The organism is Noviherbaspirillum sp. (assembly GCF_036563305.1).
In the GTDB taxonomy this organism is placed as follows: domain Bacteria; phylum Pseudomonadota; class Gammaproteobacteria; order Burkholderiales; family Burkholderiaceae_D; genus Noviherbaspirillum.
The window spans coordinates 108036-128630 of the sequence record NZ_DATCMQ010000008.1; the positions used below are offsets into that span (position 1 = coordinate 108036).

Below are 20595 nucleotides of genomic sequence, written 5' to 3' on the forward strand. Positions count from 1 at the left end.
TTAGAACACACAGTTAAAGGGACTTCTATGAAGACCGCAATCCGGAAAATGGGAAATTCGCAGGGCGTCCTGATACCGAAGCCCTTCCTGATGCAAACCGGACTGGATATCGGCGAAGTCGAGATCCAGGTCGAGAACGACGCGATCGTGATCCGCAAGCCGAAGAAAAAGTGCCGCGAAGGATGGGCGCAGGCCTGCCAGCAGATCGCCACTGCCGGCGCCGAACCGGAACAGGTCATTGCCTGGCCACTGGCTCAGGCGGAAACGGAAGCGGGCTTTACATGGTGAAGCGGGGAGAAGTCTGGCTGGTCGAGTTCGACAAGCCAGCCGGCAGCATCACGCAGCAGCGGTGGCCTTGCGTGGTCGTGTCGCCCGAAGAAATGGACGAATACCTGAGCACGCTCATCGTCGCTCCCATGAGTACGCATGATCTGCCGGCGCCGTTTCGCATCCCTGTCCATTTCATGCAGAAGGACGGCCTGATCCTGCTCGACCAGATCTGCACGTTGGAAAAAGTACGCCTGGTACGCCGCCTCGGCGCGATCGACGACGACACCATGAGCAAGACCCTCGACGTACTGCAAGAAGTTTTCGCTTACTGAAATAAGGACCGAAACATGTCGAACGACTACTTGTCCGAAATCCGCGACGTGAATCTCAGCTACCTGATGATTGCGCAGCAGATGATTCGCCACGACCGCGCAGAAGCGATTTTCCGCCTCGGCATCAGCGCCGAGATTGCCGACCTGATCGCAAGCATGAGCAATGCGCAGGTCCTGAAAATGGCAAGCTGCAATGTGATGCTGTCGCGCTTCCGTTTCGACGACAGCACCATCCTGTCGACGCTGGTGCGGGAGAAGAGTGGCGCCGGCGCGATGCCCGTGCATGCTTCCATCATCATGGCGTCGCAGGCCCCCGAGCAGGTTGCCTGAATCCCGCCGCGCGATGACGTTCCCTCCGTGCCACCTCTTGCCCACGCGCCGCCAGGCGGCGTACGCCGGCGCGCGGATTCCTGGCGGAGTGCGCTGAGGTGCACACCCTCGACGTCATCGACAGCGCGCTGCAGTGGGAGACCGAGCGTCAGAACAGGCTGCATCAGCAGGCGCTGGATCTGAAGAAGAAGCAGGCGCGCGACGAAGATCCGGCTTCCCGCCCGGCCAACGCCAGAACTTCCCACCATATCGCGCCAGCCGCAGTGCAGGACCTGCCCACAGTTGCAGCGCCCGCACAACATCTCCCCGACCTGGTTGGGCGCATTCCGGTGATGCGCTCCGCGCTGATGCCGCTGGATGAGGCGGCAGAAGGCAGCGACTGGAGCAGGCCCTTTGCCCTGACCAAGGCCGACATTGCGCCATGGACCTCCTACCTCGAAGGGTATTACCAGTCCCGCCTGTTCCTCGAACCTGTCTCCGGCGCGGGCGCCGCGTCTAGCCGCGACGCTTCCCGGCTCGACTATGCCGTGCGCGCATTGCTCACCTTGAAGGGCCTGCCTGTCCGGGTGATCACCGAACCGCCGGTACAAATCAACAGACAAGTCGAATACCATGATCTCGACGCCGAGTTGCGTGCCGGGCAGGGACGATTGCGCGCCGACACCCAGCAGAAGCTCGCGGTCGAGATGCACCAGAAACAGCTTGCAAAGGCCGTGGAAAACGGCCGTCAGCTCGGTGACGCGCTGTATGAAGCGATGATGGGCGAGGGGTACGGCAACCTGGTTCACGCCTGGGAGCGCGCGCATGGCCGCAAGCCCACCGTGGATGAATTGCACGTCATGCTCAGCACCGGCAAGGTGAAGCCCGGCCGGGTAAGCAAGCCGGCCGCCGTATCAACCGACGAACGTATGCGGGTCCCGCCGCTCCCCGCCCTTTCGCCGGAACGGCCGTCGTTGCCGGCGACGCCGCCGGCACGCGCAGGCAGCGAGGCCGCGCCCGCCGACTTTCCCGATGAGATCGTCACGCTCGGCGCCTTACCCCAGACCCAGAGCGCACAGAAGGCGGCACCGAAGAGCGTGGCGACCCGGTCCACCGCCAAGCCATCGATGCGTCAGCGCGTCGTCTGGTATCTGCTGCACGCCACCGCGACCGCCTGCAGCGCGGCGGCGATTGCCTACGTCTGGATGCACTGAAGCTTCCCGCGCACCGGGATTGGCGCGCATGCCACATCCCGTAAACCTAGAGCACGTCTCCTCGCGTAAGAGGCGGGTGCACGGCTGGAATCATTGTCAGCGCGGCTGGTGCCTTGATCACGCTCCCGGCGCATGCTTCGCTCTGCTACCGCAAGGCATCAGAAGGACAATAAAGAGAAGGATGGCAACGAGCCGGCGCCGCTCCCACCGCCCGTCCTTGTGCAGGTAGTAGAACGCGCCGTGCTTCGGATATAGCCGGGCGTGCCGCTTCGGGTCTAGCCCGAGCTGATTTGATTTTCGCTTTCTCCCCATTCGCCACAATCTACACCTTCGCGCCAACGACCCTTAATTTTCCGGCGCCGCGCTTCCGGCGGAATGCGTCGACGTCGGGCTGAGGGGCGGTGCCTACTGCAGCTCGCTGCGCTTGGCTCGCGGTCACCCGGTCGAAGTAGACACGGGTAATCAACGGGAGCCCGTTAGGGCGGATCTTGATCTCGGTGAAGCCATTCTTCAGGAACCAGCGCACGATGGCCGGCGGTTGCGAAAGCGGGTGGGCGATAGCGAAAATTTCTTCGTCCGTAAGGAAAGCGGCGTGGGTACTCATGCTGCTTCCTTCGTTGCTGCTATACGTTTAAATTCGACCACCCAGACCCATGGGTTCAGGTCCCAGCTGCCGGCGCCGTTGATCTGCTCCCAGAGGGTGCGGTAGCTGGCCACCGGGCTGCGGAGCCACTCCGACGTATCCTTTGGGTCTTTCATCCGGTAGTCGCAATAGGCCGGCCCATTGCCGAAGTTGTTCTCGACGCGATCGATTCCTTCCGCGATCGCATCAGCGTCGCTGCAGCCGTTCAGCCGCTCGACGCGCACGCAGGTGATCTCCAGGGTGATACGGCTGGCCCAGCGGGGCATGTGGATTGATACCCGAGTCTTCCCTCGCGGTGATATCGGGCGAGCCGGTGCGGTGCCGTCCGCCGGGTACCACAGGCCGCCGTTCTCCTGAAGCCAGGTGCCCGGATGGAGCTGCGACGGTGCGAGGCCATCAGCGCATTGACCCGCCGCCCAGGTTTCCTTCACCCACAGCCGGTTGCCCGGAATTCCATAGGGGCACCGGATAGCGTCATCGGCCGCGCCGCCCGTGTCGCACCGCCGCAGTCCGGAATGGCCGGTGGTCTGCCATCCCTCCGCAGTCTCGCTACTCATTTCGGCAGGAACCGCATCGTGCGCGAACTGCGGCTTAACGACCCGCCGCGTCTGCGTCTTCGTCCCGTCGAGGATGGCGCGCACCATCGGCGCGCTGAATAGGATGGGGCGTTCTTTCATTGCTGCTGCTCCTGGTCGTCGGGCCGATGATAGACTTGCCGCGCTCCCGCTCCCATGCTGCCGTCGGTAGAGTCAGCGGTCGCGTGCGTAGCCGCCAGGGTGTCATTTCCCGCCTTGGCGGCACCGGGGGCCCCGATTTCCTCTCCGATGCTGTGACGGGTCACCGGAGGACGGTGTCCGCCTTGTGCTAGGATCACGGCAACCCCTGATCCAGAGCCGTCGCGGGTGAGCGAAGCGGCTTCTTCTGTAGGTGCAGTTGTGGCTCTCCCCGCCGCTGCACCACCGGGGGTTCCCTCCACTTCCTTCCGTACTGCCAGCGCTTCCGCCAGTTCCTGGTTCTGATTCTCGCTCATGCTACGATTCCTTTTGGAAAGGGGGAGGCATGGGCTATGTGAGTCAGGTCATAACCTGGATGAACGCGAATCCGAACATTGCCGGGTGGGCGCAGGCGTTCGGCGCGATGATCGGCATTGGAATTGCGATTGCCGTGCCCTGGTACCAACGAAAAGTGCAACTCGCCGATGTTCGCATTGTTCAGCTCAAGGCACAGGTTGTTCATCAAGTAGCTGTTTTCTATCTGCTCGTGGAAATTGAGATGTATTTGAGGGGCTTTCTTCGGCCTGGTGACACACCGCGACGGCATCTTGCTCAGGACGGCAGGTACGTGGACCTGGTGCAAAGGATTAGCGCACTTGACGGCCGCGAAACGGATATCACCAGAGCGTCCTACTTGTTTCGAGCGCGAGGAATGCTTCTCAATGTCCATATGGCAGCGTGCTCCGATCTCCTGCGGGACAAACCCTTGGAGCTCGGAGAGCAATCGCACCTGACGGCTCAGCTCGAAGATCTCAAGAAATTCGTCACATTCGTTCAGCAGCAGCTTATCGAGACCGATATTGAGGTGAAGCTCGTGCAAGTGGCATGGTTCCTTAAGCCACTTAAGCGCAGGCAACTCCGCTCCTCTAGCGCGGCGGCGGGAACGAAGTAGGAATGGAGTAAGGCTGCTCATGCTGCCCTCGCAGTCTTGCGCTCGTGCGCCGTGTTGGCTTCGACTAGGGCCGCCGCCATTGGCGGGCAGACGCTGTTCCCGATCATCCGGACCTGTGCCGACTTGGTCGCACACCGCCGAGAAGCGGCAGGCGGTGGTCATCCAGAATGGCGCTCTCTGGCCTGATCTCAGCGCCGAAAAGCTGCCGGCCGGCGTTGTTCCCCCTTGAAGTCGAGGGGTCTGTCGAATTCCGCCGCTGCCATTCGTCGTATAAGACAACCTATTCAGGAGACTTCCATGCCCCGTTATATGATCCAGGTCCGTGCCACCGCAATGAGTGAAGCCGGTGACTTCCCTGATGACCCTACCCTGGTTCCGCGAATGATGGCTTTCCATGATGAGATGGCCAAGGCCGGCGTGCTGCTCGATGGTGCCGGGCTGCAGCCCAGCAGTCAGGGGTTTCGTGTGCGGTACGACGCCGCGGGCCGCGCGCGCGTGATGGACGGCCCCTTCGCCGAAACCAAGGAGCTGATTGCAGGCTACACGCTGATCGAGGTACGGTCACATGACGAAGCGCTGGCATGGGCAAAACGCTTTCCGGCGCCTTTCCCCGGTCAGCCCTGCTGCATCGAGGTACGCCCTTTAATGGGTGGCATCGACCTGCCCCCCGAAGATGCCGAACGCATCATCCGCGAAGAGCTGGCCGCGATCAAACAGGGCAGATAATCGTGTCGTGGACCCCGCGCAGTGTGTGGGCGCCGGGTGGCGAATCGGGGAGCACAGACTTCGCCATAGCTTCGGTGGGGAAGTCGCGATCAGGAATAGTCCGAGCTTGCGTAGGCCGATCTCGCGGAGCTGTTCGGTGGTGAAGGGAGGGGTAGCCATTGAAATGAATTCTGGCTCCGGATATTAGACAGCGTCTAATAACTCGTCCAAATCTCGGAAAGAAAAAAGCGGTCACTATTGCTAGTGACCGCTTAAATTCTGGTAGGCCGTGCGTGACTCGAACACGCGACCAACGGATTAAAAGTCCGCTGCTCTACCAACTGAGCTAACGACCCGAAAGACCGAAATTATAAATAACTTTTATCAGAACTGTCAAACAGGAAGGCCTGTTTTTTCCGTTCTTCAAGTGCCGCCGCCCTTACTTCAGGGAGGCAAGCCTTTCCTGTGCGGTCTGTGCGGCGGGCGTGCCCGGGTATTGCGCAACCAGCGTTTCCAATGCCTTCTTCGCTGACGGCCTGTCCTTCAGTTCCAGGTAGCAGCTTGCGATGTTCAGCAATGCATCGGCCGCTTTTGGACTGTCCGCGTAACTCCTAACCACTACCTGCTGCGCGCTGATTGCGTTCTTGTAGTCACGCTGCGCATAGTAGGTATTGCCGAGCCAGTACTGTGCCGAAGGCGCAAGCCCGGAGTTCGGATAGCGGCGGGTGAAGTCGTAGAACGAAGCGCCCGCGTTCTTGTAGTCGCCTGCCTTGAAAAAGGCGAGGGCGGTGTCATACGCGCGCTGCTCTGCCTGCTCGACGCTGAACTCCTTGCCGTCGATCGTCACGGTCTGCGGTTCAAGCTTGCGCATCCGGTTGTCGAGGTCGACGTAGAAATCCTTCTGGCGCTTTTGCGCGTTCGCGAGTTCGTTGGTCAGGATCTCGATCTGGCCCCGCAGCCGCGCAATCTCCTGCCGCAACTGCTCATTCTGGTTGTTCAGGTCGAGGCTGTTGGACTTGTCCGCCTTTGCGTTGATCTCGTTCTGCATGTTGGTCAGGCGCGCGCGGATTTCGAGGATGGCGCGTCGCGCTTCCTCGTCCTCGAACAATGCGGCGCCCGCCTGCAGCGGAACCAGCGACATCGCGGCCAGGACGGCCGCAGCAGCAGAAGATTGGAGTTTTTTCATGGATTACTGGTAGGCCAGGTCGGCGCGGCGGTTTTCAGCCCATGCAGCCTCGTCGCTGCCGGTTGCCTTCGGCTTTTCCTTGCCGAACGAAACCGCTTCCATCTGTTGGTCAGACACGCCGAGCAGTGCCATCGAACGGCGGACCGCTTCCGCACGCTTCTGGCCCAGTGCGAGGTTGTACTCGCGGCCGCCGCGCTCATCGGTGTTGCCCTGGATGATGATCTTCCGGCCCTTGTTCGCCGCCAGGTACTTTGCGTGGGCTTCGAGCACCGGCTTGAATTCGTCCTTCACGACATAGGAATCATAGTCGAAGTAGATGCTGCGCTTGGCCAGGATGCCCTTCGGGTCATTCAGCGGGTCGGTGGAGCCGGTGGTCACCGGGTTGATGGAACGGGTGTCGGCGGTGGTGGCTGCAGTGCCGGTCCGTTCTTCGACTTTGACATTGTCATCCAGCTTGACGGAGGAACCGCAAGCGGCCAGCAGCAGGGCGCTGGAAACGATGAAGGCGTAAGTCGTGGTGTTGCGCATTTGTTATTACTCCCAAGTAGATAATGCAAAGACAGAGATTATTTCATGAAAGGACCCCAGGTGGGCTCCCGGATGTCTCCCGCCTGCGTCGTCAGGCGTTGTTTTATGCGGCCGTCGACGGATACCACTGCAAGCGTGCCACGGCGGCCCGCTTCGGTCGCGTACATGATGTACTTCCCGTTCGGCGAGAAGCTCGGCGATTCGTCGCGGGTCGTGTCGGACAGCCGCAATTCCTGGCCGGACGCGAGGTCGAGCGCATACAGCTGGAACCGACCCTCCCGCCGGGAGATATAGGCAAGGGTCTTTCCATCGGGGGCGACGCGCGGGCTGATGTTGTAGCTGCCGTTGAAGGTGACGCGCTGGGCCTCGCCGCCGCCGGCGCTCATCCGGTAGATCTGCGGCCCGCCGCTGCGATCGCTCGTGAAATACAGGTGCTGGCCGTCGGCGGAGAACTGCGGCTCCGTCTCGATGCCGCTGGTATTGGTCAACTGACGCAATCCGCTGCCGTCGGCGTTGACAACATAGACCTGGGTATAGCCGTTGCGTGAGAGCGCGAGCGCCAGGCGGCTGCCATCCGGAGACCAGGAGGGCGCCGAGTTGCTTCCGCGGTGGTTGGCGATCACGGTGCGCTGCCGGTTGGTCAGGTCCTGCACGTACACGACCGGCTTCTTGTTCTCGAACGACACATAGGCGACCTTGGTGCCGTCCGGCGACCATGCCGGGGAGATGATCGGTTCATTCGATCGCAGCGCGACCTGCGTGCCTTCGCCGTCCGCGTCCGCGACCTCAAGCCGGTATTCATTGCCGGCCTTGGTCACGTAAGCAATGCGGGTTGAGAAAGCGCCGCGCACACCGGTCAGTTTCTCGTAGATGTCATCGGCGATCTTGTGGGCTGCCACACGCAGGCGATCGGTGCCCGCGACCTGGCCGAATCCCGACAGGTTGCTGTTCTTGACCGTGTCCATCAGGCGGTAGCGCACGTCATAGCGGCCGTCCGCCAGGCGCTGCACACTGCCCACAACCAGGGCGTCGGCCCCGCGCGCCTTCCAGTCGGCGAGGTTGACGGGTGTCGTTTCCGACATCGCGTTGCCGGTGTCGATGATGCGGAAGAAGCCGCTGCGCTGCAGGTCGGCCTTGACGATCGTGGTGATCTGCTGGGGAGCCAGCGTCTCGTCGACAAAGCCCGCGATGGCGATCGGAATCTGGGTGGCGCCGACGCCGGAGGTTTCCACCCGCAGTTGCGCCTGCGCTGCGCCGACGAAGCCCAGTGCCAGCACGAAGAAGCTGCGCGTAAAGAGATTTTTCATCATCGCTATTGGTCCTTCGGTTTGTGTATGCCTATGAAAGTCGATGGCACGCTGCCGTTGCTGTCTTTCGGGAAGGGTTGCGCGCGCTCGATTGCCCGTGCCACCGCCTCATCGAAGCCGGGGACGCCGGACGAGCGCAGCTTGCGCATGCCGCTCACGGTGCCATCCGGGAGCAGTCGAACCTCGTATTCTACCGGCGGGTTGCCCTGCAGGCTCTCCGGTGCGACGAAGGTGATGTTCGACTTGATCTTGGCGCCGATCCTGTTTCCATATTCCGAACTTGCCCTGCCGCCCTGCGCTTTCGGTGCCTCGCCGGTGCCGCCCGTACCGACCGCGCCGGTCATGCGGCGCAGGTTTTCCTCGCGCAGCTTGGCGATCTGGCGGTCTTCCTCTTCCTGCTGCTTGCGTTTCTTTTCCGCCGCTTCCTTTTCCTTGCGCAGCTTCTCGGCCTTCTCCTTTTCGGCCTTTTCCTTTTCGAGCTTGGCGAGTTTTTCTTCCTCGCGTTTCTTTTCTTCGAGGCGCTGCTTTTCCTTCGCCAGTTTTTCCTCGGCTTCCTCGCGCTTCTTCTTTTCTTCTTCCTTGCGCTTCTTTTCCTGCTCGAGGGCGATATCCACCTTGGGTTTCGGCGGTTCTTCCACCTTCGGCTTCGGCGGTTCCTTCACCGGTTCCGGCTTCGGCTCGGGACGCGGCGTCGATTCCTCGCGGGGGCGGGGAGGCGGGGCGGCTTCCTGCGGCTGCGGACTCCAGATCTCGGCTTCGATGGTGGCCGGCGTCTCGCTCTGCCAATGCACTCCGATCCACAGGAAACCGAGGAGGGCGATATGCACCAGCGCCGCGAACAGGAGCGAGCGAAGCCGGCCAGGCTCCTTCGGTACGGAATACTGTGTTGCGTCTGTCATTGCCTGGTTGCGAGTCCCACGCGATCGATGCCGATCTTCTTCGCCTCGGAGATCACCTGGATCACCTCGTCATACTTGATGTCCTTGTCCGCCGAGATCATCACCGGCAGTTTCCCGTTCTTCTCATGCATCGCCCGCAGCTTCTGCATCAGTGCCGCGCGGCCACCGACTTTTTCCGGCTGGGCGCCGCCGCCGTTCTGGCCGTTGATGCCGATGGTGGCGGAAGTGTCGGGCTGCAGCGAGATCTGGATGTACTCGGTCGGCGGGAGATTGGATTTCGCCGCCGTCGGAAGGTCGATCACGCCCGGGTTGGTGAGCGGCGCCGCGACCATGAAAATCACCAGCAGCACCAGCATCACGTCGATGTAGGGCACCACGTTGATCTCGGATTTGAACTTGCGGCTGCGGCCGCCGCGCATCGTGGTGTTGGCCATTACCGGACCTGTCGCTGCAGGATGTTGGAGAACTCTTCGATGAAGCTTTCGAAGCGGATCGCCAGGCGGTCGATATCGTGCGAATAGCGGTTGAAGGCGACGACGGCGGGAATCGCGGCGAACAGGCCGATCGCGGTGGCGATCAGCGCTTCGGCAATGCCCGGCGCCACTGACGCCAGCGTTGCCTGCTGCACGTTGGCCAGTCCGCGGAATGCGTTCATGATGCCCCATACCGTGCCGAACAGGCCGACATAAGGCGAGACCGAGCCCACCGAGGCGAGGAAGGCGAGGTGCGACTCGAGGGCGTCCATCTCGCGCTGGTAGGACGCGCGCATCGCGCGGCGGGCACCGTCGATCATGCTGCCCGGGTCCTTGCCTGCAAACGTCGCCTTGGCCTTGATGAATTCTCCCATGCCGGATTCGAAGATGCGTTCCAGCGCACCGCTCTGGCCGCCGCGCCGGCGATTGGAGGTGGCTTCCTCGTACAGTGCATTCAGATTGCCGCCTGACCAGAATGCGCGTTCGAATTCTTCGGTCTGGCCGCGGGCGCTGCGGATCGCAAACATCTTGTGGAAGATATACGTCCAGCTCATGATGGACACGAGCAGGAGCAGCGCCATGACGAGCTGCACCAGCAGCGACGCATTGCTGATAAGTGCTACGAAGGATAGATCTTGGGTAACGGTCATGGTTGTTCGATTTGCAAAATTCCGCCCCGCGTGATCGAGCGCGCGCGAGCCGGGCCATACAGAGGATTAAACGCTGCGATCCCTGATCAGGTTGAATACCGTTTCCGGGATGGGGCTGGGTCGGAAGCTTCTGCTGTCGACGCAGCCGACCTTGATGCGCCCGCTTGCGAGAAGCCGGCGGTCGTCGCCTTCGCCGAGCCACGCCTCCTGAAAAAATTGCACGGAGGCACGGCCCAGCCTTTCGACAATGACCGACACTTTCAGTTCATCATCTAATTTCGCGGGTGAATGATAATCCACGGCGGTGTTCTTGACGACAAAGATCGCATGATGACTGTCGGCCAGGCGTTGCTGGCCGATACCCGAGGCGCGCAGCCATTCGGTGCGCGCGCGTTCGAAGAACTTCAGGTAATTTGCATAGAAGACCACGCCGCCAGTGTCGGTGTCTTCATAGTAGACCCGGACCTTCCAGGTGAACACGCCGTCCTGCGGCCCGCGACCATCCATCAGGTGTTCCGCTTGACGTTGAAAGGACTGAAACCCTGGCAGGTCGGCATCATCTCGACATAGTTGATGTTCACGTGCGCAGGCAGCGTGGCGACCCAGTATGCCGATTCCGCAATGTCTGCCGCGGTCAGGGGGACCGTGCCCTCGTAAACCTTTGCCGCCGCGGCGTCGTCGCGCAGCCTGACATTGGAAAATTCGGTGCCGCCGCACAAGCCGGGGGCGATATTGGTCGCCCGTACGCCGGTGCCGACCAGGTCTGCGCGAAGGTTGAGCGTGAACTGGTCGACAAACGCCTTGGTCGCACCGTAGACGTTCCCGCCCGGGTAGGGGTATGCGCCGGCGACGGAGCCGAGGTTGATGATCGTCCCGCGACCGCGCGCGACCATCCCGGGGAGGATTGCGCGGGTCATCGTGACCAGACCCTTGCAGTTCGTGTCGATCATGGTCTCCCAGTCGGCCAGCGAAGCCTGGTGGGCCGGCTCGATACCAAGCGCGAGTCCCGCGTTGTTCACCAGGACGTCGACCTCTTGCCATTCCTTTGCCAGGCCGGCCAGTGCGGCATCGATCGACTCCTTGCGACTGACATCGATCTCGAGGGGGAGCAGATTGGCGCCAAGTTCGGCGGCCAGGGCATGCAGACGATCCTTGCGGCGGGCGGCGGCGATTACGCGGTGGCCCTCCCTGCAGAACCTGCGGGCCATTTCTTCACCAAAGCCGGAGCTGGCACCGGTAATCAGGACGATCATGAGGTATTCCTTTCGCTGAAAGAGCAAGGTGGACGGCGGAAATTGTAGCCGAAAGCCGGATTGCGCTTCCGGAGGGCAGGGGAGAGACCGGCCCCGGGCCTCCTTGCCGAATCCGGGTAGCTATCTTACAATCCAGTTCCATTTCGTCTCACGTGACTGGCGAATGCCGGCCCTGCCGCCGGCGACAAGGTGGAGATCCACCGGGGAACGTGAGATATCAACATAGCCGTTCGCCTGGGCAGCCCAAATGGAATGCACGACTGAGGCTGCCTGTCATTTTCTTGGCTCCTCATTCGATTCAGGCAAACCACCTGCATACTTAATCGATCGGAGTTCTCATGTTCGCTAAAGACCATACCCTCGCCAAAGTCGATCCCGAGCTTTGGTCCGCCATCCAGCAGGAAAACAAGCGCCAGCAGGACCACATCGAGCTCATTGCGTCGGAGAACTACACGTCGCCGGCAGTGATGGAAGCGCAGGGCTCGCAGCTGACCAACAAGTATGCCGAAGGCTATCCGGGCAAGCGCTACTACGGCGGATGCGAGTACGTCGACGTCGCCGAGACGCTGGCGATCAACCGCCTGAAGGAACTGTTCGGCGCGGAAGCCGCGAACGTCCAGCCGAACTCCGGCTCCCAGGCCAACCAGGGCGTATTCTTCGCGATGCTCAAGCCGGGCGACACCATCATGGGCATGTCGCTCGCCGAAGGCGGCCACCTGACGCACGGCATGGCGCTGAACATGTCCGGCAAATGGTTCAACGTGGTTTCCTATGGTCTGAACGAGAAGGAAGAGATCGACTACGACGCGATGGAGCGTCTCGCCCGCGAGAAGAAGCCGAAGATGATCATCGCGGGCGCGTCTGCCTACTCGCTGCGCATCGACTTCGAGCGCTTCGCGAGGATTGCAAAGGAAGTCGGCGCCTATTTCATGGTCGACATGGCGCACTATGCCGGCCTGATCGCCGCCGGTGTCTATCCCAACCCGGTGCCGCATGCCGACTTCGTCACCTCGACCACCCATAAGTCGCTCCGTGGTCCGCGCGGCGGCGTGATCCTGATGAAGGCAGAGCATGAGAAGGCCATCAATTCCGCCATCTTCCCCGGTATCCAGGGCGGTCCGCTGATGCACGTCATCGCAGGCAAGGCGGTCGCCTTCAAGGAAGCACAGTCGGCCGAGTTCAAGGCCTACCAGCAGCAGGTCGTGAAGAACGCCGATGCACTCGCCAGGACATTGATCGAGCGGGGCCTGCGTATCGTTTCCGGCGGCACCCAGTCGCATGTGATGCTGGTCGATCTGCGCGCCAAGAAGATCACTGGCAAGGAGGCGGAGGCGATCCTCGGTTCCGCCCACATGACCTGCAACAAGAACGCCATTCCGAACGACCCGGAGAAGCCCTTCGTGACTTCCGGCGTCCGCCTCGGCAGCCCGGCGATGACGACCCGGGGCTTCAAGGAAGCAGAGGCGGTGAAGGTCGGCCATCTCATCGCCGACGTGCTGGACAATCCCCATGACGCCGCCACCATCGAACGCGTCAAGGCCGAGGTCAAGAAGCTGACGGACGCATTCCCGGTCTACGCCTGAAGCTGCAGCGGGGACGGTATGCGCCGTCCCCGCTGCATTTCGCTGCGGGAAAAATAAGCAACATGTCGGATTGTTTGCTTGAGTTTTCGATCGGCAGCCACCAAAATTGCCTGAATATCAAGTCAGCCGCAACACGGCCGGCTTGCTTTCCCCACGTTCCGCATACGCCGCCATGAAATGTCCGTTCTGCCACCATGACGAGACCCAGGTCATCGACACACGCGTGTCGGAGGAAGGCGATACGATCCGCAGGCGGCGCCGTTGCGCGCATTGCGACAAGAGGTTCACCACCTACGAGCGCATCGAGCTGTCGATGCCGGTCATCGTCAAGAAAAACGGCAGTCGCACCGACTACGACGCCGCCAAGCTGCGCGGCAGCCTCATGCTGGCGCTGCGCAAACGGCCCGTCTCGGCGGAGGCCGTGGACGGGGCAATTCATCGCATCGAGGAAAAACTGCTGTCCAGCGGCGCACGGGAAGTCGTCTCCGGTCAGATCGGCGAGCTCGTCATGCGTGAGTTGAAGCGCCTCGACAAGATCGCCTATATCCGCTTTGCGTCGGTGTACAAAAGTTTCGAAGACGTGGCGGAATTCCAGGATGCGATCGCCGAGGTTGGACGCGAGCGGAAGAGTCCGCAGAAATAGACAGTCCGGTGGAAAGGCCTCGCAGGAGGCCTTTTTTAGGGGATCAGTGTTGTAAAAAACATAACTTCCGGCGGCAATGACATCAGTGCGAGGAGAACAATGCAGCAACCAGAACGTAGATTGAATCCGGCCTCGTCCCAAGGCATCTCGCTGGTGGAAGTACTGGTCTCGCTGCTGATCCTTGCGGCAGGCATCGTGACCGTCGCGGGATTGCAGGCGCAGGCCTTGCGCTCGGCGTATGAGGCAGGCCTGCAGTCCACTGCCCTGCAGATCGCCGGCGAGCTGGCCGAGCGCATGCGGCCGCAGCAGGTCCGGCGAGGCAATTCCGCCGTGACCGATGCCTTCGATGGCTACAGCCACGATGCGCGCATCGCTTCCCCCGCGCAGCCGGGACACCAATGTGACACCGACATGTGCAACCCGGAGCAGCTTGCGCAGTTCGACTTATACCAGACGGCCGTACGCTTGCACGAGGACTTGCCGGGCGGGCGCATCCGGATCTGCAGGGACACCAGGCCGTGGGACACGGACACTGAGCGACTGCGCTGGGAATGCGACCCAGGCGCCGCGGGCGAAGGGCCGTTGTTCATCAAGATTGGCTGGCAGCCGCGCGAGCGCCGCGGCGCTGCACAGCAGCCCGACGCGCCGCCCGCGCTGGCGCTGCTGGTGGATCGCTGATGCCGCCGGTGCAAGGGCAAAGGCGGCGTCACAGGGCACGTAACCCGCGGCGCTGCGCAGGGCTGACGCTGGTGGAGCTCTTGATTGCGATGGCGCTCGGACTCCTCGTGGTGCTGGCCGCGATCGCACTGCTGCTGGCAGTGACCCGAAGCCGTGCCGATCAGGAGGACATGCAGCTGATGGAGGAGAACGGCCGGTACGGGCTCGAGGTCCTTTCGCGCGCAGTACGCCTCGGGGGCCTGGCAGCTGCCGGCCAGATGGAAGGCCGGACCGTCGCTCCCGGGTTCGCACCCGTCTTCGGCCTTGACGCCAGTACGCTGAGCCGCGATTCCATCGACATCAGCGCCCCCGCGCCGTCACCCCATTCCAGCGATGTGCTCGCCGTGCGCTATCGGGCGGCAGGCGATGGAACCAGCCTCAACTGCGCCGGGTTCCCGGCGGCGCCGGACCCGTCGGAGGCAGGGGGCGGCTCGGCCACTTCCTGGAGCATCTTCTACCTTGCAAGAGATGCCGGGGGCGAGCCGCAGCTCTATTGCAAGTACGCAGGCGCAAACGGCTGGTCTGCAGATGCGGTCGTGCGCGGCGTGGAGGCATTCCAGGTCCTGTACGGCGTGGACGGCGACGGTGACGGGATTGCAGAACGCATGCTCCCTGCATCCGCGATCGGCCCGCCGGACGACAGCAGTGCAAGTCCCTGGAACAGGGTCGTGAGCGTGCGCGTCGCGCTGTTGTTGCGCGGCGCGCAGCGCCGGCCGGGCACTGGTGCTGCCTCGCCAAGCTTCGACCTGTTCGGCACCGCCTACAGCGAACGCCATGGCAGCGCCGATCGCGGTGTCCGCTTGTCCGGTGCGGAGTTGGGCGATGATCATCGACTGCGCAAGCTGGTCAGCAGCACGATACAGCTGCGCAACCGGCGACAGGAGGACCAGCAATGAGGGCGGGACCAATACCGGTCATGCGACGACGGCAAGGCGTCGTGCTTCCGACCACGCTTCTGGTGCTGGTTGTCGCCCTCCTGCTGGGTATATCGAGCGCGCGCACGGCCCTGCTGTCGGAAAAGGCATCCCGCAACGACCGGGACCGCCTGCTGGCGCTGCATGCGGCGGAGGCGGCGCTCCTCGACGCCGAGGCCGATATCACCGGCGCGCCGGCGGATGGACGTCGCGGAAGCCGTTTCCGCGACGCCGCCAGGAACGAGCAGGCTGGTGTCTGCCGACGAGGAGGCTTTGACGAACTGGCGGGGATTTGCACGCCTGCCATTGGAGGGCAGCCGCCGGTATGGACCGTCACCGACTTCATGGACCGGTCGGAAAACGCCGCAACGATCCCCTTCGGCCGCTTCTCCGGGCGTGTCTATCCATCGGGGGAGGGCAATCTCCCGGCCCATGCACCGCGCTACATCATCGAGGTGCTCGCCGATGCTTCACCGGGGACGGAAGCCGGAAATTCCCTGCCGGTCTTCCGGATCACCGTGGTCGGCTTCGGCGTGCGCGAAGGGACACAGGTCGCGCTCCAATCCTGGTTTCGTCTGCCTCCACCGGGCATCAGCCCGGGCGCTGCTGCCCATGGCAGGTACGGCTGGCGCGAACTCAACAACTGGAAGGAATTGCACGATGCGACAGGCAATGCGCAGTGACGACGGCGGACGACCACGCCGGCCGCACGGTTTTACGCTCATCGAGATGCTGGTGGTGGGTGCGATCGTCGCGCTGCTCGCGTCGATCGCCTATCCGTCCTATGTCGACTTCATCCGCAGAAGCAAGCGCACCGAAGCGATTGCCTTGCTGATGGAGACAATGCAAAGCCAGGAGCGTCACTATTCCCGGCGCAACCGGTACTTCAGCTTCACGCGGGAGGCGAATCCGGATCGGCTGCGGTGGCATTCCGCCGTGCATCCGTCACGGAGTTCGCATGAAATTGCGGCACGCCCCTGCAGCGGCGAAACCCTGGTCTCGTGCGTCGAGCTGCTGGCGCTACCGGGAACCGCCGCCGTGGACAGCAGCTTTTTCGATCCCGCTTGCGGCACGCTGTCACTCGACAGCCGGGGCAACCGCTCGCCGGCCTCGCCGCAATGCTGGCAATGACCAGGCGCGCCGATGCGCCTCCGCACAAGCAACGCGGCTTCACCCTGGTCGAAATGCTGGTGGTACTGACGGTTGCGCTCATCCTGGCTTGCGTCGCGGCGCCCGAGTGGCGCAGCGTTCTCGACAGTCGCAGGGTCGCCGTTGCCGCGAACGATTTCCTTGCCGCGATCCAGCTCGCGCGGTCGGAGGCGCTTCATCGCGGCGAACGGGTGGATCTCGCCGCCCTTGACGACGACTGGCGCAATGGGTGGACGGTCTTCATCGACCGCAACCGGAACCGGCTGCCTGACGACGGGGAGGACGTCGTCGCTCGCCACTCCGCTGCGCCGGCGGGCGTCGCGATCGAATCGACGTTGCTGGATAACCAGGGAAAATACCTTGCCTACGACGGTTCGGGTCGAAGCCGTACCGACGCCAGCGCCTGGCAGCCGCAGTTCGGCACCATCCGCTTTCGTGTCGGCGCGCAGCGACGCCATATCGTCCTGAACATACTCGGGCGCCCCCGGGTCTGCACGCCCGCCAAGGATGCCGGCAGCTGTTGATGATGTCCGGGACGTTCGATGCAGCATCGCGCCGCGCTAAAATGCGGCTTGCGTACGCACTCCCGCGACCGCACCCCGGCAATGCTTTCCAGGATATTTTGTGCACAGAATCGATGATGCCGCCGCAATGGCCCTTGCGCTCGCGTGGGCGGCCAAGGGCATGTTCACCACGTCGCCGAACCCGAGGGTCGGCTGTGTGATCGTGAAAGACGGGCAGGTGATCGGCGAGGGCCACACCCAGCCGCCCGGGCAAGCGCATGCGGAGATCCAGGCGCTCGGCGATGCGGCAAGCCGCGGGCACGACGTCCGCGGCGCGACCGCGTATGTCACGCTGGAGCCGTGCAGTCACTACGGCCGCACGCCTCCGTGCGCGGACGCGCTGGTGCGCGCGGGCCTGTCGCGCGTCGTCGTGGCGCTGCGCGATCCGAATCCGCTGGTCGGCGGGCAGGGCCTGGAAAAACTTCGGGCGGCCGGCATCGCCGTCGATTGCGGTGTCGGCGAAGACCAGGCCCGGGAACTGAATATCGGCTTCCTCTCCCGCATGCAGCACGGCAGGCCGTGGGTACGGATGAAAACCGCTGCCAGCCTCGACGGCGGCACGGCTCTGCACAATGGGCAGAGCCAGTGGATCACGTCATCCGCCGCGCGCGACGACGGACACTGGTGGCGCGCACGCGCATGCGCGATACTGACCGGCATCGGCACGGTGCAGCAGGATGACCCCCGTCTTGATGTGCGGGCAGTTGCCACCCCACGCCAGCCGCTGCGCATCGTCGTCGACAGCGAGCTGCAGATCGATCCCGCGGCGCGCGTGCTAACCGGCGGCCACTGCCTGGTCATAGGCGCACGTGAAAACACCGAGAAGCAAGCCCGCCTCCGGGCGCAGGGCGCCGAGGTGGTCCTGCTGCCGAACGCGCACGGCAAGGTCGACTTGCCGGCGCTGCTCAAGGAGCTTGGGCGCCGGGAGATCAACGAGTTGCACGTCGAGGCCGGTTTCAAGCTGAATGGGTCGCTGATCCGGGAAAACTGCGTCGATGAACTACTGGTCTACCTCGCCCCAAGCCTCCTGGGCGACGCCCAGCGGATGTTCGCCCTGCCGGCGCCGGAAACACTGGCGCAGCGCAGGCAGCTGGCATTCCATGAAATCAAGCAGATCGGGGCCGATTTGCGTATCCTTGCCCGTTTCAACTGACTGGACGACGCGCATGTTTACCGGGATTGTCGCCGCAATTGGCAAAATTACCTCCATTACCCCGCTCGGCGGCGGTGCCGACGCCGGTGTTCGCCTCGATATCCACGCCGGGATGCTGCCGCTCGAGGACGTGGCGCTGGGCGATTCGATCGCACTCAATGGCGCCTGCATGACGGTGGTGGCAAAAACGGCCGACAGCTTCACCGTGGACGTCTCGCGTGAAAGCCTGAACCGGACCGCCGGCCTCGACGCCCCGGGAGAAGTCAACCTTGAGAAGGCGCTGACCCTTGCCGACAGGCTCGGCGGCCATCTCGTTTCCGGTCATGTGGATGGCCTCGGCACGGTGCGGCGCTTCGCGCCGGTCGGCGAATCCATGGAACTGGTGATCGATGCCCCGAAGGAACTCGCGAAATACCTCGCTTACAAAGGCTCCATCGTCGTCAACGGTGTCTCGCTGACGGTGAACCGCGTGAGCGATACCGCCGACGGCTGCGAATTCTCGATCAACCTGATCCCGCACACGGTGGCGGTCACCACGCTGAAGCACCTTGCGCCCGGCACTCGCGTGAACCTCGAGATCGACCTGATCGCGCGTTACGTGGAGCGTATGCTGGGGATGGACAAGCCCGCGCAGTAGACCCGCCGTTGTCGTGGCTGCCGCCCGTCGCGTTTCGGAAATGAAAGTCGTTGCGGGGCCAAATCCATTAGAATGGCGGGCTACATAGGATTTTAGTCATGGCTATTTCAACAACCCAAGAAATCGTCGCCGAGATGCGCGCTGGACGCATGGTTATCCTGGTCGACGAGGAAGACCGGGAGAACGAGGGCGACCTGGTGCTCGCCGCGGAGTTCGTGACTCCCGAAGCGATCAACTTCATGGCCAAGTACGGCCGTGGCCTCATCTGCCTGACCCTGAGCGAGCAGCGTTGCAACCAGCTGGACCTGCCCATGATGACGATGCGCAACGGCACGCCGCACGGTACGAATTTCACGGTTTCGATCGAGGCGGCGGAAGGCGTCAGCACAGGCATTTCGGCTGCCGACCGCGCACGTACCGTGCAGGCCGCCGTCGCCCGCAATGCGAAGCCGACCGACCTGGTGCAGCCCGGCCACATCTTTCCGCTGAAGGCCCAGAAGGGCGGTGTACTGATGCGCGCCGGTCATACGGAGGCTGGCTGCGACCTGGCCGAACTCGCCGGCCTCGAACCCGCCGCGGTGATCTGCGAGGTGATGAAGGACGACGGCACGATGGCTCGTCTGCCCGACCTGATCGAGTTTGCGCGCGAGCACGGCCTGAAGATCGGCACGATTGCCGACCTGATCCACTACCGCAGTCAGAACGAAAGCATCGTCGAGCGTATCGCCGAACGCACGATGCAGACCATGCACGGCCCGTTCCGCGCAATCGCCTACCGCGACAAGCCGAGCGGCTCCGCCCACCTGGCGCTGGTGCATGGCGAACTCAAGCCGGCGCTCGAGACCCTGGTGCGCGTGCACCAGCCCGTATCCATCCTGGACCTGCTCGAAACGGAGCTGACAACCCACTCCTGGAACCTTGCCTCGGCAATGGCGGCCATCAAGGCGGCGGATCGCGGCGCCATGGTGCTGCTGAACTGCGAGGAGTCGGCCGATCAGATGTTCGCGCAGTTTGCTGCGCTGAACGCACCGGACTGCGCTCCCCAGCCACGTGCCTCGCGGATGGACCTGCGTACCTACGGCATCGGCGCCCAGATTCTGAAGGACCTCGGCGTGGGCAAGATGAAACTGCTGGCAAGCCCGCGCAAGATGCCGTCCATGACCGGTTTCGACCTTGAAGTGGTGGGCTATCAGGCGCACCCATAACACTGTACCGGGCGTCGGCCTCGACGACCGGGCACCTGACAAGAACGATTGCGCGACCGGCCGAAGCCGGGTGGCGCAATCATCAAGCGCTGAGCGCGTGGAGGAAATACCATGACCGTTGGAACCTATGCAAGCAACATGGACGGCGATGGCTTGCGGGTAGGTATTGTGCAGGCACGCTTCAATGAAGACGTCTGCCACGGCCTGCTTTCATCCTGCCTTGCAGAATTGAAGCGCCTCGGCGTCGCTGACGAGGACGTGCTGCATGTCACCGTTCCTGGTGCACTGGAAATCCCGCTGGCCCTGCAGAAGATGGCGGAAACCGAGCAGTTCGACGCCCTCGTGGCGATCGGTGCCGTGATTCGGGGCGAAACCTATCACTTCGAGCTTGTATCCAACGAGTCCGGCGCGGGCATCACCCGCGTGGGCCTTGATTTCGATATTCCGATCGCCAATGCCGTGCTGACCACCGACACCGACGAGCAGGCCGAGGCCCGTATGGCCGAGAAGGGCGCCGACGCCGCCCGGGTCGCGGTCGAAATGGCGAACCTGGCACTGGCCCTGGACGAGCTCGCCCAGGCGACGGAAGAAGAGTAA

The 20595-nt window shown here is 63.0% G+C and carries 28 protein-coding genes, 1 tRNA gene and 1 riboswitch; of the genes, 17 read left to right on the forward strand and 12 right to left on the reverse strand.

Going from position 1 to position 20595, the window contains the following annotated elements; genetic code table 11:
- The first annotated feature begins 27 nt into the window (after positions 1-27).
- From VIM12_RS06170 to VIM12_RS06185, 4 genes are all read left to right on the forward strand, one after another.
- Entirely contained in the window at positions 28-288 is a 261-nt protein-coding gene (locus tag VIM12_RS06170) for an AbrB/MazE/SpoVT family DNA-binding domain-containing protein (protein WP_331940739.1), read from the forward strand.
- Positions 282-602, forward strand: a complete 321-nt coding sequence (locus VIM12_RS06175) for a type II toxin-antitoxin system PemK/MazF family toxin (RefSeq protein ID WP_331940740.1) — start codon at positions 282-284, stop codon at positions 600-602. Before VIM12_RS06170 ends, VIM12_RS06175 begins: the two co-directional genes overlap by 7 nt.
- A 15-nt stretch (positions 603-617) precedes the next feature.
- Positions 618-932 carry a flagellar transcriptional regulator FlhD gene (flhD, locus tag VIM12_RS06180; RefSeq protein WP_331940741.1) on the forward strand — a complete coding sequence of 105 codons (315 nt, stop codon included), beginning with the start codon at positions 618-620 and terminating at the stop codon, positions 930-932.
- A gap of 98 nt (positions 933-1030) precedes the next feature.
- A complete protein-coding gene (locus tag VIM12_RS06185) occupies positions 1031-2125 on the forward strand; it encodes a hypothetical protein (protein WP_331940742.1) in 1095 nt (364 codons plus the stop codon).
- Between the two features lie 322 nt (positions 2126-2447).
- Here VIM12_RS06185 and VIM12_RS06190 read toward each other — a convergent pair whose 3' ends face one another.
- The 3 genes from VIM12_RS06190 to VIM12_RS06200 are packed head-to-tail and all read right to left on the reverse strand — an operon-like array spanning position 2448 to position 3798.
- The gene (locus VIM12_RS06190) at positions 2448-2729 is read right to left on the reverse strand and encodes a hypothetical protein (RefSeq protein WP_331940743.1); all 282 of its coding nucleotides are present in this window, start codon (positions 2727-2729) and stop codon (positions 2448-2450) included.
- The gene (locus tag VIM12_RS06195; protein ID WP_331940744.1) at positions 2726-3445 is read right to left on the reverse strand and encodes a hypothetical protein; all 720 of its coding nucleotides are present in this window, start codon (positions 3443-3445) and stop codon (positions 2726-2728) included. Before VIM12_RS06195 ends, VIM12_RS06190 begins: the two co-directional genes overlap by 4 nt.
- A complete protein-coding gene (locus VIM12_RS06200; protein ID WP_331940745.1) occupies positions 3442-3798 on the reverse strand; it encodes a hypothetical protein in 357 nt (118 codons plus the stop codon). The genes VIM12_RS06195 and VIM12_RS06200 overlap by 4 nt, the downstream gene beginning before the upstream one ends.
- A gap of 29 nt (positions 3799-3827) precedes the next feature.
- Here VIM12_RS06200 and VIM12_RS06205 point away from each other — a divergent pair, with 29 nt between their 5' ends.
- Together VIM12_RS06205 and VIM12_RS06210 are read left to right on the forward strand one after the other, a co-directional pair.
- Positions 3828-4433, forward strand: a complete 606-nt coding sequence (locus tag VIM12_RS06205) for a hypothetical protein (protein ID WP_331940746.1) — start codon at positions 3828-3830, stop codon at positions 4431-4433.
- Between the two features lie 297 nt (positions 4434-4730).
- The gene (locus tag VIM12_RS06210; RefSeq protein ID WP_331940747.1) at positions 4731-5159 is read left to right on the forward strand and encodes a YciI family protein; all 429 of its coding nucleotides are present in this window, start codon (positions 4731-4733) and stop codon (positions 5157-5159) included.
- A 259-nt stretch (positions 5160-5418) separates the two neighbouring features.
- Here VIM12_RS06210 and VIM12_RS06215 read toward each other — a convergent pair.
- The 9 genes from VIM12_RS06215 to VIM12_RS06255 form a co-directional block, all read right to left on the reverse strand.
- A tRNA-Lys gene (locus tag VIM12_RS06215) sits at positions 5419-5494 on the reverse strand.
- 83 nt (positions 5495-5577) lie between these two features.
- Positions 5578-6324: a tol-pal system protein YbgF gene (ybgF, locus tag VIM12_RS06220; RefSeq protein WP_331940748.1), complete on the reverse strand. Its 747-nt coding sequence runs from the start codon at positions 6322-6324 to the stop codon at positions 5578-5580.
- A 3-nt stretch (positions 6325-6327) separates the two neighbouring features.
- Positions 6328-6852, reverse strand: a complete 525-nt coding sequence (pal, locus tag VIM12_RS06225) for a peptidoglycan-associated lipoprotein Pal (protein WP_331940749.1) — start codon at positions 6850-6852, stop codon at positions 6328-6330.
- A 38-nt stretch (positions 6853-6890) separates the two neighbouring features.
- Positions 6891-8162 carry a Tol-Pal system beta propeller repeat protein TolB gene (gene tolB, locus VIM12_RS06230; protein ID WP_331940750.1) on the reverse strand — a complete coding sequence of 424 codons (1272 nt, stop codon included), beginning with the start codon at positions 8160-8162 and terminating at the stop codon, positions 6891-6893.
- Positions 8163-8164: 2 nt separating this feature from the next.
- Positions 8165-9058, reverse strand: a complete 894-nt coding sequence (tolA, locus tag VIM12_RS06235; protein WP_331940751.1) for a cell envelope integrity protein TolA — start codon at positions 9056-9058, stop codon at positions 8165-8167.
- Complete coding sequence (locus tag VIM12_RS06240) at positions 9055-9492, reverse strand: biopolymer transporter ExbD (protein WP_331940752.1); 438 nt, start codon at positions 9490-9492, stop codon at positions 9055-9057. Before VIM12_RS06240 ends, tolA begins: the two co-directional genes overlap by 4 nt.
- Positions 9492-10181: a protein TolQ gene (tolQ, locus tag VIM12_RS06245; RefSeq protein WP_331940753.1), complete on the reverse strand. Its 690-nt coding sequence runs from the start codon at positions 10179-10181 to the stop codon at positions 9492-9494. The genes VIM12_RS06240 and tolQ overlap by 1 nt, the downstream gene beginning before the upstream one ends.
- A 66-nt stretch (positions 10182-10247) precedes the next feature.
- A complete protein-coding gene (gene ybgC / locus VIM12_RS06250) occupies positions 10248-10688 on the reverse strand; it encodes a tol-pal system-associated acyl-CoA thioesterase (protein ID WP_331940754.1) in 441 nt (146 codons plus the stop codon).
- Positions 10688-11434 (reverse strand): SDR family oxidoreductase, encoded by a 747-nt coding sequence (locus VIM12_RS06255; protein ID WP_331940755.1) that lies wholly within the window; start codon positions 11432-11434, stop codon positions 10688-10690. Before VIM12_RS06255 ends, ybgC begins: the two co-directional genes overlap by 1 nt.
- 142 nt (positions 11435-11576) lie before the next feature.
- A riboswitch (ZMP/ZTP riboswitch) is annotated at positions 11577-11681 on the forward strand.
- Between the two features lie 91 nt (positions 11682-11772).
- Between VIM12_RS06255 and glyA the strand changes: the two genes are divergently transcribed.
- From glyA to ribH, 11 genes are all read left to right on the forward strand, one after another.
- On the forward strand, positions 11773-13017 hold the full coding sequence (glyA, locus tag VIM12_RS06260; RefSeq protein ID WP_331940756.1) for a serine hydroxymethyltransferase: 1245 nt from the start codon (positions 11773-11775) through the stop codon (positions 13015-13017).
- A 172-nt stretch (positions 13018-13189) separates the two neighbouring features.
- On the forward strand, positions 13190-13660 hold the full coding sequence (gene nrdR, locus VIM12_RS06265; RefSeq protein ID WP_331940757.1) for a transcriptional regulator NrdR: 471 nt from the start codon (positions 13190-13192) through the stop codon (positions 13658-13660).
- Between the two features lie 99 nt (positions 13661-13759).
- Positions 13760-14338 carry a type IV pilus modification protein PilV gene (pilV, locus tag VIM12_RS06270; RefSeq protein ID WP_331940758.1) on the forward strand — a complete coding sequence of 193 codons (579 nt, stop codon included), beginning with the start codon at positions 13760-13762 and terminating at the stop codon, positions 14336-14338.
- Positions 14338-15273 carry a PilW family protein gene (locus VIM12_RS06275; protein ID WP_331940759.1) on the forward strand — a complete coding sequence of 312 codons (936 nt, stop codon included), beginning with the start codon at positions 14338-14340 and terminating at the stop codon, positions 15271-15273. The genes pilV and VIM12_RS06275 overlap by 1 nt, the downstream gene beginning before the upstream one ends.
- Before the next feature lie 20 nt (positions 15274-15293).
- Entirely contained in the window at positions 15294-15974 is a 681-nt protein-coding gene (locus VIM12_RS06280; RefSeq protein WP_331940760.1) for a pilus assembly protein, read from the forward strand.
- A complete protein-coding gene (locus tag VIM12_RS06285) occupies positions 15952-16422 on the forward strand; it encodes a type IV pilin protein (RefSeq protein WP_331940761.1) in 471 nt (156 codons plus the stop codon). Before VIM12_RS06280 ends, VIM12_RS06285 begins: the two co-directional genes overlap by 23 nt.
- On the forward strand, positions 16419-16964 hold the full coding sequence (locus VIM12_RS06290; protein WP_331940762.1) for a GspH/FimT family pseudopilin: 546 nt from the start codon (positions 16419-16421) through the stop codon (positions 16962-16964). Before VIM12_RS06285 ends, VIM12_RS06290 begins: the two co-directional genes overlap by 4 nt.
- Before the next feature lie 127 nt (positions 16965-17091).
- On the forward strand, positions 17092-18156 hold the full coding sequence (gene ribD, locus VIM12_RS06295) for a bifunctional diaminohydroxyphosphoribosylaminopyrimidine deaminase/5-amino-6-(5-phosphoribosylamino)uracil reductase RibD (protein ID WP_331940937.1): 1065 nt from the start codon (positions 17092-17094) through the stop codon (positions 18154-18156).
- Between the two features lie 13 nt (positions 18157-18169).
- Positions 18170-18793, forward strand: a complete 624-nt coding sequence (locus VIM12_RS06300) for a riboflavin synthase (protein WP_331940763.1) — start codon at positions 18170-18172, stop codon at positions 18791-18793.
- Positions 18794-18891: 98 nt separating this feature from the next.
- Positions 18892-19998, forward strand: coding sequence for a bifunctional 3,4-dihydroxy-2-butanone-4-phosphate synthase/GTP cyclohydrolase II (ribBA, locus tag VIM12_RS06305; RefSeq protein WP_331940764.1), 1107 nt, complete (start codon positions 18892-18894; stop codon positions 19996-19998).
- 111 nt (positions 19999-20109) lie between these two features.
- Complete coding sequence (gene ribH, locus VIM12_RS06310; protein ID WP_331940765.1) at positions 20110-20595, forward strand: 6,7-dimethyl-8-ribityllumazine synthase; 486 nt, start codon at positions 20110-20112, stop codon at positions 20593-20595.